Origin of the sequence: Nocardiopsis aegyptia, from assembly GCF_013410755.1 — a bacterium.
Lineage (GTDB): Bacteria > Actinomycetota > Actinomycetes > Streptosporangiales > Streptosporangiaceae > Nocardiopsis > Nocardiopsis aegyptia.
Window position 1 is genome coordinate 3646033 of the sequence record NZ_JACCFS010000001.1, and the last position, 11170, is coordinate 3657202.

At 71.5% G+C, this 11170-nt stretch carries 13 protein-coding genes; 7 read left to right on the top strand and 6 right to left on the bottom strand.

What is annotated here, in order from left to right; genetic code table 11:
• Both HNR10_RS16425 and HNR10_RS16430 read right to left on the bottom strand, forming a co-directional pair.
• Positions 1-447 carry a hypothetical protein gene (locus tag HNR10_RS16425; RefSeq protein WP_179824554.1) on the bottom strand — a complete coding sequence of 149 codons (447 nt, stop codon included), beginning with the start codon at positions 445-447 and terminating at the stop codon, positions 1-3.
• A gap of 211 nt (positions 448-658) precedes the next feature.
• On the bottom strand, positions 659-1345 hold the full coding sequence (locus HNR10_RS16430) for a Crp/Fnr family transcriptional regulator (protein ID WP_082376582.1): 687 nt from the start codon (positions 1343-1345) through the stop codon (positions 659-661).
• 287 nt (positions 1346-1632) lie between these two features.
• Between HNR10_RS16430 and nth the strand changes: the two genes are divergently transcribed.
• The 3 genes from nth (at position 1633) to HNR10_RS16445 (ending at position 4502) form a co-directional block, all read left to right on the top strand.
• Entirely contained in the window at positions 1633-2376 is a 744-nt protein-coding gene (nth, locus tag HNR10_RS16435) for an endonuclease III (protein WP_179824556.1), read from the top strand.
• A 271-nt stretch (positions 2377-2647) separates the two neighbouring features.
• Positions 2648-3301: an NUDIX hydrolase gene (locus HNR10_RS16440; RefSeq protein ID WP_179824558.1), complete on the top strand. Its 654-nt coding sequence runs from the start codon at positions 2648-2650 to the stop codon at positions 3299-3301.
• Between the two features lie 22 nt (positions 3302-3323).
• Positions 3324-4502 (top strand): MarP family serine protease, encoded by a 1179-nt coding sequence (locus tag HNR10_RS16445; protein ID WP_179824560.1) that lies wholly within the window; start codon positions 3324-3326, stop codon positions 4500-4502.
• Positions 4503-4713: 211 nt separating this feature from the next.
• On the opposite strand, the gene HNR10_RS16450 is transcribed toward HNR10_RS16445, so the two are convergent.
• Together HNR10_RS16450 and HNR10_RS16455 are read right to left on the bottom strand one after the other, a co-directional pair.
• Positions 4714-5283 (bottom strand): ATP-binding protein, encoded by a 570-nt coding sequence (locus tag HNR10_RS16450; RefSeq protein WP_179824561.1) that lies wholly within the window; start codon positions 5281-5283, stop codon positions 4714-4716.
• Positions 5284-5296: 13 nt separating this feature from the next.
• On the bottom strand, positions 5297-5644 hold the full coding sequence (locus tag HNR10_RS16455) for an STAS domain-containing protein (RefSeq protein ID WP_026117083.1): 348 nt from the start codon (positions 5642-5644) through the stop codon (positions 5297-5299).
• 224 nt (positions 5645-5868) lie between these two features.
• On the opposite strand from HNR10_RS16455, the gene HNR10_RS16460 reads away from it, so the two are divergent.
• The 4 genes from HNR10_RS16460 (at position 5869) to HNR10_RS16475 (ending at position 9476) form a co-directional block, all read left to right on the top strand.
• Entirely contained in the window at positions 5869-8157 is a 2289-nt protein-coding gene (locus tag HNR10_RS16460; RefSeq protein WP_179824562.1) for a DEAD/DEAH box helicase, read from the top strand.
• Positions 8158-8614: 457 nt separating this feature from the next.
• A complete protein-coding gene (locus HNR10_RS16465; RefSeq protein WP_179824563.1) occupies positions 8615-8791 on the top strand; it encodes a DUF4244 domain-containing protein in 177 nt (58 codons plus the stop codon).
• A 28-nt stretch (positions 8792-8819) separates the two neighbouring features.
• The gene (locus HNR10_RS16470; protein ID WP_246406268.1) at positions 8820-9119 is read left to right on the top strand and encodes a TadE family type IV pilus minor pilin; all 300 of its coding nucleotides are present in this window, start codon (positions 8820-8822) and stop codon (positions 9117-9119) included.
• Between the two features lie 3 nt (positions 9120-9122).
• Complete coding sequence (locus HNR10_RS16475) at positions 9123-9476, top strand: Rv3654c family TadE-like protein (RefSeq protein ID WP_179824565.1); 354 nt, start codon at positions 9123-9125, stop codon at positions 9474-9476.
• Between the two features lie 171 nt (positions 9477-9647).
• Here HNR10_RS16475 and HNR10_RS16480 read toward each other — a convergent pair whose 3' ends face one another.
• Positions 9648-10349, bottom strand: coding sequence for a type II secretion system F family protein (locus tag HNR10_RS16480; protein ID WP_179824566.1), 702 nt, complete (start codon positions 10347-10349; stop codon positions 9648-9650).
• A 230-nt stretch (positions 10350-10579) separates the two neighbouring features.
• On the bottom strand, positions 10580-11119 hold the full coding sequence (locus HNR10_RS16485; protein WP_376769759.1) for a type II secretion system F family protein: 540 nt from the start codon (positions 11117-11119) through the stop codon (positions 10580-10582).
• Between the last annotated feature and the right edge of the window lie 51 nt (positions 11120-11170).

Sequence of the window (11170 nt, forward strand, 5' to 3'; positions counted from 1 at the left end):
TCAGAATCCCCTGCGGTAGGCGACGAGCTTGACGGCCGAGGACGCGATCGCGGCCGTGACGTAGGCCAGGTAGAGGGTGTTGGCGATCCAGAAGTGCGGCCACTCCAGCAGGGCGAGGCTGAACGGCACGACCGTGAAGGCGGACATGGCGATGAAGCCGACGTACTCGCCGCGGCGGTCGATCTCCTTGTCCCGCGGGTCCTTCTGGTAGGCGCCCTTGGGCCACAGGGCGGCGGAGACCATGTTGAGGACGATCGTCGCGACGACCGACACCCCGACGGCCGTCAGCAACGGGCGCTGGTAGGCCAGGTCCGCGACGTCCGTGCCCGCCGCCCGGGCGAGGACCACCGCGAGGTAGGCGGAGGGCACCAGGACCGCCACCGCGAGGTAGATCCAGATGCGCCTCTCCTCGAACGACATGTCCGCTCCCTCCGTGATGTCAAACATCCTTGACATCTTCGAACGTAAAGCAGCGCGGACACCATGTCAAGGATCCTTAACATCGATGGGCATGGGAGGGCCAGTGTGGCCAGGTGACCGAGGTGGCCGCTCCGACGCCGGCCGCTCCGAAACCGGGCGCGGACAGCGCTGCGGCCGCCCACCCTTCCGGGTGAGCGGCCGCACAGCGTGATCGCTCCGGTCGGAGCCGCGTGTTCGCCTAACGGGCGCGGCGACGCATCCGCTCGACGTCGAGCAGGACGACGGCCTTGGCCTCGATCCGCAGCCATCCGCGCAGGGCGAACTCGGCGAGCGCCTTGTTCACGGTCTCGCGGGAGGCGCCGACCAGCTGGGCGAGCTCCTCCTGCGTGAGGTCGTGGTGGACGTGGAGTCCGTCCTCGCCCTCCTTGCCGAACTTGTCGGCGAGCTCCAGCAGGGCCTTGGCCACGCGGCCGGGCACGTCGGTGAAGACCAGGTCGGCCATCACGTCGTTGGTCCGGCGCAGGCGCGCGGCCAGCGACTTCAGCAGCTGGAGCGACACGTGCGGGCGGCTCGACAGGAACGGGCGCAGGTCGTCGTGACCCAGGCCCGCCAGTACGGAGTCGGTGACCGCAACGGCGCTCGCGGTACGCGGGCGCGGGTCGAACAGGGAGAGCTCACCGAACATCTCGCTGGGGCCGAGCACGCCCAGTAGGTTCTCGCGGCCGTCGACGGCCGTGCGGGTCAGCTTCACCTTCCCGCTGAGGATGACGTACAGGCGGTCGCCCTCGTCACCCTCACTGAACAGGGTCTGGCCGCGACCGAGACGGACCTCGCTCACCGAGGCGCGCAGCCCGGCCGTGTCCTCCTCGTCCAATGCCTCGAACAGAGGGGCCTTCCGCAGCACCTCGTTGACTTCGTCCACCACACGTCCTCCTCAAACCTGACCATCAACAGTGTGACGTATATCGCACCCGGGTGTGACACCAGGTCGTTACCTCGGCTTGCCCGCCGGGAGACAACGTGCCCACAACCGCCGACGTCAGCCCATGCGATCTTAGTCGTGGTCGCTATCTATCAGGGCGATCCGCGCCGTGTCACCGGACATTGGTTACATAATCTCGGTCACCTGGGGGAACTTCCGGTGGAGCGCGAGGGCCGGTCGTCCGGTCCGCGCGCGGGAAGCCCTCCCGCCGTGGCGCCTACCCTGTGACGATGCCCCGTGACACACCTGACGCGCCCGTGCGGTCGTCGACCCCGTCGGGCGAGAGCCGACTCGCGCTGGTCCGGCGTGCCCGCAAGATGTACCGCGAACTCGTCGAGCTGTACCCCGACGCGCACTGCGAACTGAACTTCACGACCCCGCTCGAGCTGTTGGTCGCGACGATCCTGTCGGCCCAGTGCACCGACAAGCGGGTCAACCTGGTCACCCCCGCCCTCTTCGCGCGCTATCCCGACGCGGAGGCCTACGCCTCCGCCGGGCGCGAGGACCTGGAGGAGATGATCCGGTCGACCGGCTTCTTCCGGGCCAAGGCCAACAGCCTCATCGGGTTGGGCCAGGCCTTGTGCGAACGGCACGGTGGCGAGGTTCCAGGGAACCTCGCCGACCTGGTCAAACTACCTGGTGTAGGACGAAAGACCGCAAACGTACTGCTCGGTAACGCCTTCGGTGTGCCCGGTATCACGGTCGACACGCACTTCGGCCGCCTCGTCCGCCGCTTCCAGTGGACCGACGAGCAGGACCCCGTCAAGGTCGAGCACGCGATCGGCGACCTGTTCCCGCCCAAGGACTGGACGATGCTCTCCCACCGCGTGGTCTGGCACGGGCGGCGCGTCTGCCACGCCCGTCGGCCCGCGTGCGGCGCCTGCGGTCTGGCCCGCTGGTGCCCGTCCTTCGGCGAGGGTCCCACCGACGAGGCGACCGCCACCAAGCTGCTCAGGATGCGCTCCTTCGCCTGACGGGAGGGGTCGCCGACCTCCGGCGGCGACCGGGGCCGGTGGCGGTGGTTTGTACTCTGATGAACGTGAGTGCGCGCACACCGGCCCCGAACCGCCCTCCCCGGCGGCGGCCCCACCGGCCTCCCGGCGCCGCTCACCGTGGGGAGGGTCCGAGCACGCGCGGGGTCCCCCGGCCCGCCGGCGGCGACGGGGACACACGTGTCCTCCCGTCGTTCTCCGTCCCACGATCCGACCACCGACGGCGCGACAACCTCCGGAACAGGCTCTGCGTATGAATCCGACCCCGCTCTGGCTGGCCTCGCTCGCGGACGCCGCCGCCACCATGACCGTGCCCGACCTCATGCGCCCGCCGGGGAGGGGCGGCCGCGAGTCGGCGGTCCTCATCCTCTTCGGCGAGGGGCCCCAGGGCCCCGACCTCCTGCTGATCCAGCGCAACGACGGGCTGCGGCGGCACTCCGGCCAGCCGGCCTTCCCGGGCGGCCGGATCGAACCGACCGACGCCTCCCCCGAGGCCGCGGCGCTGCGCGAGGCCGAGGAGGAGACCGGCCTGGTCCCCGCCGGTGTGGACCTGGTGGGCCGGATGCCCGAGCTCTACCTGCGCTTCAGTGACTTCCGGGTGGCCCCGATCCTCGGCTGGTGGCGCGACCCCTGCGAGGTGCGGCCCACCGACACCGGCGAGGTCGCGGCGGTGTCGCGCGTACCGATAGCGGACCTGGCGGAACCCGACAACAGGGTCATGGTCCGCTACGGGAGCGGCCCCGGCTGGGGCCCGGGTTTCCGGGTGAACGGCATGCTGGTGTGGGGGTTCACCGGCACGGTCGTCGACCGCCTGCTCGCTTTGGGAGGCTGGGAACTTCCCTGGCACCGCGAGGGTCTCACTGACGTGTTCGAAGCAACTCCGCAAGGCCTCAGGCCGGTCGGGTAGCGCTCACATCCTGGAGGGCAATGTGCTCGACGTCGTCCTGTTCGTCCTGCTCCTGCTGTTCGCCGTCACCGGCTACCGGCAGGGGTTCATCGTCGGGGTCTTCAGCTTCGGAGGATTCATCGGCGGAGGCGTCCTCGCCGCGCTGACCGCGCCCGACCTCATCCGCGACTGGGTGGGGGACACGGGCCGGCAGGCGCTGCTCGCCATCGCCGTGGTGTTCCTGTCCGCGGCCCTGGGCCAGTTCCTCGCGTCCTACCTGGGCACCATGGTGCGCAACAAGGTCACGTGGGACTCGGCGCGCGTGCTGGACGCGGTGGGCGGCGCCATCGTCAGCGGCCTGTCGGTCCTGCTGGTGGCGTGGTTCATCGGCAGCACCGTGGCCAACTCGGCGCTGCCGTACGTGGCCACGCAGGTGCGGGACTCGCGGATCCTGCAGTCGGTGGACACGCTGATGCCGGAGGCCGCCCACAACGGTTTCTCGACCTTCCGCAGGATCGTGGACCAGAGCTCGTTCCCGCAGGTGTTCAGCGGTCTCGGCACGGGAGAGCTGGCCGAGGTGGAGCCGCCGGACCCGGACGTGCTCACCACACAGGAACTGATCGACTCCAGCCGCAGTGTGGTGAAGGTGCTCGGAACCGCCCCCGAGTGCCAGCAGCGGGTGGAGGGGACCGGCTTCGTCTACGGCGAGGACCGGATCATGACCAACGCGCACGTGGTCGCGGGCGTCACCGACGACCTGCGGGTGGTGACGCGGGAGGGCTACCAGCTGGAGGCCACCCTGGTGCTCTTCGACCCCCAGCAGGACCTGGCGGTGCTCGACGTGCCCGGTCTGGACCTGGAGCCGCTGGAGTTCGACCACGAGGCCGCGCAGGGCGACGACGCCGTGGTGGCGGGCTTCCCGCGCAACAGCGGCTTCACGGCCGTACCGGCCAGGGTCCGGGCCCGGCAGACGGCGCAGGGGCCGGACTTCTACCACTCGCAGCAGGTGAGCCGCGAGATCTACCAGGTGCGGGCCGTGGTCCGCCCCGGCAACTCCGGCGGCCCGCTGCTGTCCCCGGATGGATCCGTCTACGGCGTGGTCTTCGCGGCCGCGACGAACGAGGACGAGACGGGCTACGTGCTGACCGCCGACGAGATCGCTGAGAACGCACAGGCCGGACTGGCGGCCACGGAGGAGGTCTCCGCCCAGGTCTGCGAGTGACCGGACCCGAGCGGCGGTCTCAGAGGCCCGCAGAGGGTGCCGGACGGTCGCGGGGGGCGCGTTGGCCGGTGCCCGCGCGGGAAAGCCGTGCGGGGGCCGGAGCGCGAGGCGACGGCCGCCGGCCCGGGTCCGGTGGCCCGGGCGCACGCGAACGGGCGCCTCCCCGCCGAGGGAGGCGCCCGTCGTCGAACCGGTCGAATCCTGCTATCTCCTAGTTGGAGCTGGGGTCCTGCGCGTGTTTGGCCGCGAGCGGCCAGCTCATGCGCACGACCGTGCCCTGGTCGGTCGGCTCGATCCTGACCTCGTCGGCGAGTCCGGTGATGACCGCCAGGCCCAGGCCGGGCGAGAATCCGGAGATCCCGCCCGGAGGCGTGTCCTCGCCGTCCAGGAAGAGACCGTCGAGGATGGGCTCGTTGTGGTCGGCCGTCTCCTCCGTGTCCTTGGCCGGGGCACGGTCGGTCACGACGACCTCGAAACGCTGTGTGGCGCTTCCGTTGGCGCGCAGGGGACGGCCCGGGGCGTCGGGTCGACCCCCCGCCGTGTCCTGGCCCGCGGCCGACCCGGAGGCGCCGCCGTCGATCAGCTCCAGCTGGATCGGCTGCGCGGGGCAGTGGAGCTTGTGGGCCGCCACCGCCCGGGAGCAGGCCTCACCGACCGCCAGCCTGATCTCGTCGATCGCCGAGGCGGCGATGCCGGCCCGACGTGCCACCGTCGCGGCCATGAGCCGCGCGGTGCGCACGTGGGCCGGAAGCGCGCTGATGGTGAGCGTGATGGTTGCCATCGCTCGCTCAGGGCTACTTGGAGGAACGCTTGTCAATGGCTTCCTGCACCGAGCCGTGGATACCGAAGACCTTCGTGAGACCGGTGATCCGGAAGATCTTCAGGATGCGCTCCTGGGTGCAGACCAGGTCGAGCGTGCCGTCGTGCGCCCGGACGCGCTTCAGGCCGCCCACGAGCACTCCGAGCCCCGTCGAGTCGAGGAACTCCACCTTCTCCATGTTGACCACGAGGTGGAAGTTGCCCTTGTTGACCAGATCGATCAGCAGCTCGCGGAGCCGGGGCGCGGTATAGACATCGATCTCACCCTCAACGACGACGATCTCGGTGTCGCCCTCGGTGTAATGATCAAGTTTCAAGTCCACTAGTCCTCCAGCGCCGAACCGCGAATTCTCGCGAATGATCTCTGCCGGGCGTTACCCCACCAGGACGCATTCAACCACGGCTGTCAGGTGTGTCTTCCAGTCCTGTACAAAAAACCGTGACTCCGCGGCACTCTTCCCTCGGATGTCACACTGAAACCGATGCGCATCAGTGTCTCCACCTTGGTCGGAGGGCGTCGAACGTGTCCAGTGAGGAGGGGTCTCGGATGAGGCGACCGGAGCCCGTGCTTCCCGGTGTGTGGCGTGACGATACCCGGTACCCGCAGGTGACCCACATCGAACACGTGGCCCGCAACGACGGGGTCAGTGGGGAGTGGCCGGAATGGACACCGCCCCACCTGGTCGACAAGCTCGCCGAACGCGGGATCACGGGTCCGTGGTCCCACCAGGCTGCCGCCGCCGACCTCGCTCGTTCGGGCCGTGATGTGATCATAGCCACGGGTACCGCCTCGGGAAAGTCACTCGGGTTCCTTATGCCCGCCGTGGAGGCTGTTGACGCGGGTGGAACGGTGCTCTACCTCTCCCCGACCAAAGCGCTCGCCCAGGACCAGCTCCGCTGGATCACCGAACTGGGCCTGCCGGGCCTGCGCCCGGCCGTCTACGACGGGGACACCTCGGTCGAGGAGCGCTCGTGGGTGCGCGAGCACGGCAATTACGTCCTCACCAATCCGGACATGCTCCACCACGGGATCCTGCCGCGCCACGGGGCGTGGTCGCGCTTCCTGCGGCGGCTGCGCTACGTGGTGATCGACGAGGCGCACCGCTACCGGGGGGTGTTCGGCTCGCACGTGGCGCAGATCCTGCGACGGCTGCGCCGGGTGTGCGCACGGTACCGGACCGAGCCGGTGTTCGTGCTCGCGTCGGCGACCTCCGGCGGCCCCGCGGAGAGCGCCACGCGGTTGACCGGGGTGCCCGTGACGGCCGTGGACGAGGACGGCTCGCCGCGGCCGGGGATGTCGGTGGCGCTGGTGGAGCCGGAGCTGACCGACCTGACGGGGGAGAACGGCGCCCCGGTGCGCCGGACCGCGCCGTCGCAGGCCGCAGAAATGCTCGTTGACCTGGTACGGGACGGGGTGCGCACGCTCGTGTTCGTGCGCTCGCGGCAGGGGGCGGAGGTGGTCGCGATGACCGCCCAGCGCCTGCTGTCGGAGCGGGGCGACCACACGCTGGCCGGGCGGGTGGCCGCGTACCGGGGCGGCTACCTGGCGTCGGAGCGGCGCGGTTTGGAGGAGGCGCTGCGCTCGGGTGAACTCCTGGGGCTGGTGAGCACCAACGCGCTCGAACTCGGGGTGGACATCAGCGGGCTGGACGCCGTCCTCATCGCGGGATGGCCGGGCACGCTGGCGTCGCTGTGGCAGCAGGCGGGGCGCGCCGGGCGGCGCGGGGAGGACGCCCTGGCGGTGTTCATCGCGCGCGACGACCCGCTGGACACGTATCTCGCCCACCACCCGGACGCCATTTTCGGACGCTCTGTGGAGGCCACGGTCCTTGACCCGGAAAACCCCCACATCCTCGGCCCACACCTGTGCGCGGCCGCGCAGGAGCTCCCGATCACGCGTGAGGACTTCGCGTTGTTCGGATCGACCACGGAGGGGCAACTGGCCGAACTCGTCTCACGGGGACTTCTTCGGAGGCGTCCGCGGGGCTGGTTCTGGGCCAGCAATGAAAGAGCAAGTGACCTAGCCGATATTCGCGGGGCGGGTGGTCCGCCCGTGCAGATCGTGGACATCGGCAGCGGGCAGCTGCTCGGCGAGATCGACGAGGCCGCCTCGCACGGCACCGTGCACCCCGGGGCGGTCTACCTCCACCAGGGGGCGACCTATCTCGTGACGGACCTGGACCTGGAGGAGGGTGTGGCCCTGGTGCGCGCCGAGGAGCCCCCGTACAGCACGTGGGCGCGTGACACCACGGACATCACGGTCCGTTCCACCCTGCGGCAGGAGGAGTGGCCGAGCGGGGCGACCGTCTACTTCGGCGAGGTGGAGGTGCGGCGCCAGGTGGTGGGGTTCCTCAAGCGCGACGTGCGCACGGGCACGGTCCTGGGCGAGCAGTCGCTGGACATGCCCGAGCGGACGCTCCACACCCGCGCGGTGTGGTGGACGCTGCCCGCCGACGGCGAGGCCCGGCTGCGCAAGGAGGACGTGCCGCTGCTGGGCGCCGCCCACGCAGCGGAGCACGCCGCGATCGGTCTCCTGCCGCTCCTGGCGACCTGTGACCGCTGGGACATCGGCGGTGTGTCGACCGCCGTGCACGGCGACACCGGTCTGCTGACGGTGTTCGTCTACGACGGGTACGCGGGCGGAGCGGGCTTCGCCGACCGGGGCTACACCCAGGCGCGCGAGTGGCTCACCGCGACGCGGTCGGCGATCGCGGACTGCGAGTGCGACCAGGGCTGCCCGTCGTGCATCCAGTCCCCCAAGTGCGGGACCGGCAACGAGCCGCTGAGCAAGTCCGGTGCCCTGCGCCTGCTGGACGAGGTCCTCGTCACGCCCTGACTCCGTCCACAGGCTGTGGACAACCGGTCGGCTCGGCCCGGGCGAGTGCCTCCGGATCGGGCGGGCGGTCGCCCGGACTGGTTGGTGCCCTCGATCGGGCATTCGTACCCGGCCGGGCGGTCGCACTCGGTCGGGTGCTCGTCCCCGGTCGGGCCTTCGTGGCCGGTCCGGTTGGTGGACTCGGGCCGAGGGGCCCGTACCTGGTCGGATCTTCGTGCGCGGATCAGCCGTCGCACTTGATCGGGCGGTCGCATCCGCACCGGTCGGTCGGAATCGGGCCGAGCGGTCCGCCGTGGCATCGGGGCAGCGGTCGCCTGGCCAGGCCCTGCCGAGGCAGGCGGCACGCACGCGGACGCGGTTGTCCACAGCCCGTGGACAGGGGCTTCCGCCGGGAGCCCGCCCGCCTGAACCTGGTGGGGAGGGCCGACACCGGGTCGGTCCCGTTCCGGGAGGTCCCATGCCCGCACAACGGCTCCTGCCGTCCGATGATCACGGTATGACCACGGCCGAGTACGCACTGTGCACAGTGACGGCCGTCGCGTTCGCGGGTGTCCTGTACGCCATCCTCACCAGCGACACCGTCCGGGACGTCCTCACGAACCTCGTCGTCGATGCGCTCGGCTCCGGGTTCTGACCGCGGCTCCGCCACCATGGAGACCGCCATGGTGCTGCCCTCGCTCCTGCTCGTGCTGACCCTGGCCCTGGGCGCCGTCGCCGCGGCGGCAGCCCAGCTCTCCTGCGCCGACGCCGCGCGGATGGGAGTCCGGGCCCTGGCCCGCGGTGAGAGCCACGAGCGGGCCCGCGCGCTGGCGCTGTCAGCCGCGCCCGAGAACGCCGAGGCCGATCTCGTCGTCGCGGCCGAGACGGCCGAGGTCACGATCCGCGTCGAGTTCCACGTGGGTCCGGGACTGTCCCTCCCGATCCGGGCCGAAGCCACCGCGCCACGGGAATCGGAGGTGTGACCCGTGCGCGCCGACGCCGGTTCCGCCACCGTCTGGTGGGTGACCCTGTGCGCCCTGCTGTGGTTCCTCACCTTCGCCGTGCTCATGGCGGCCTCGGTACGAATCGACCGGGACCGGGCCGCCACCGCCGCCGACCTCGCCGCGCTCGCGGCCGCTGCCCGGGCCGCGCAGGGCACCGACCACGCCTGCGCCCGGGCCCGAGCGATCGCCGAGGCCAACCGGGCCGCACTCCACACGTGCGACCTCGACGGCCCGGTCGCGGAAGTGTCGGTGTCGGTGCCCTCTTCTGTCCTCGACCGGTCCATCGTCGCCCGGGCCCGGGCGGGTCCGGCCCACGTCGTCCCGCCCTCCGGCTGAGCACGCGGCGGTCTCGCCGAAGGTTCGAGAGGAGGCGGGTGTCCGCGTTCCCCACTGATTCTGCGGTGGGCCTCGCCGGGGGAGCGGTTCGCGTGCGGTCCTTCGGTCGCACCTGCGGAGGTTCTCGCCAGAGGGCCGGTGTACGTGTCGCCTCCTATGGCATCGGAGGGGTCACCGCAACGCCTGGGCCAGGAGGTCGGCGGCCATCGGGACGATGCCGATGAGCACGAACGCGGGCAGGAAGCACAACCCCAACGGCGCGACCACCAGCACTCCGAGGCGTTCCACCCGCGCGGTCGCCCGGGCCCTCAGCTCACGTCGCAGATCCGCGACGTGCCGGTCCAGCAGGTCGGCCACCGGGGCTCCGGTATCAGCGGCCCGTGCGAGGTCGCGGCCCACCGCGGTCAGCGGCGCGGGCAGCGCGGACCGCCGCCAGGCCTGCTCGGGGTCGGCTCCCAGCCGGAGCCGTTCGGCCACCGCCGAGAGTTCCGCCCCGAGCCGCCCGCCCACCGCACGCGCCACCGGGGGCAGGCACCCCTGAACGGTCGCGCCGGCCCGCACACCGGCGGCCAGCAGACCGATCACCACGGGCAGCTCACCCGTGACCGGCAACCGGTCGGGACGGACCCGGCCGCGACGCGCCCGTACCCACAGCGCCGTACACGCCCCGGCCGCGATCCACCCGCCTACCGGGCCGAACACGGCCGCCGCGACCGACACCGCGAACGCGGCGGCCGTGGCGAGCAGGAAGGGGCGGACCGGTGGCCCGGCCCTCCGAGACGGTCGCACCTCACGCAGCCGTCTCGCCGCCCCACCGCCCATCGCCACCCATGTCGCCAACGACCCGAAGAACACCATGGCCCATGCGCCCATCCGATTCCTTCCCTGTCGTGCGGTGGTGACCAGAGCTCGAACGCTCTGGAAGAGGGACCGGAAGCTCTCGATGAACCGGCGACCCCGTGGCTCGATCCGGACACGCGCTGAACCGAGCCGACTCGCGTGTCCGTGCCGTGCGAGGCGGGGCTCCCCGAGTCGATCCGGGCGCCCTCCTCCTCGGCCGATCCGCGGGCGGGTCCGTTCCGACCCGGTGGGCCGGGCCGTGCTCAGGGCTCGGTCAGCGCCGAACGCACCATGCGCAGCGTCCACCACGCCCCGAGCACGTCGAGCGCCACACCCGAGACCAGGCACGCCCACCCCAGCGGGGTGGTGAACAGGAAGACCAGAGGTGACCCGCCGAGCCCGGAGGCCATCAGCAGGCCCACGAGCGGCAGTCCGCTGAGGACCGCGGCCGTGGTACGCGGACCCGCGGTGCGTGCGGCTGCCTCGGCCCGCTGTTCCTCCTGTTCGGTCAGCCCTTCGGCCAGCGTGTCCACCACGTCGGCGAGTCGCGCACCCGTGTCCGCGGCGACCTCCCAGCACACCGCCAGGTAGCCCAGGGCGCGCAGGTCCGGATCGCGTTCGACCAGGGCTCGCATCGACTCGGCGTCGCTCACCTCCGCCAGAGCCGGTCCGGCTTCGGCGGCCGACAGTCGAAGTGCCTCCAGCGGCGGTTGGCCCGCACGTAACTCGGTGGCCAGAACCCGGCAGAGCGCGATCACCGCCTGGCGGCGCGCTACCCCCTCACGGGCACCGGCCGACCGCATCGCTCCGCGTCCGGCATCCGAGAGACGGCGGCCGACGGAGCGCAGCCACCC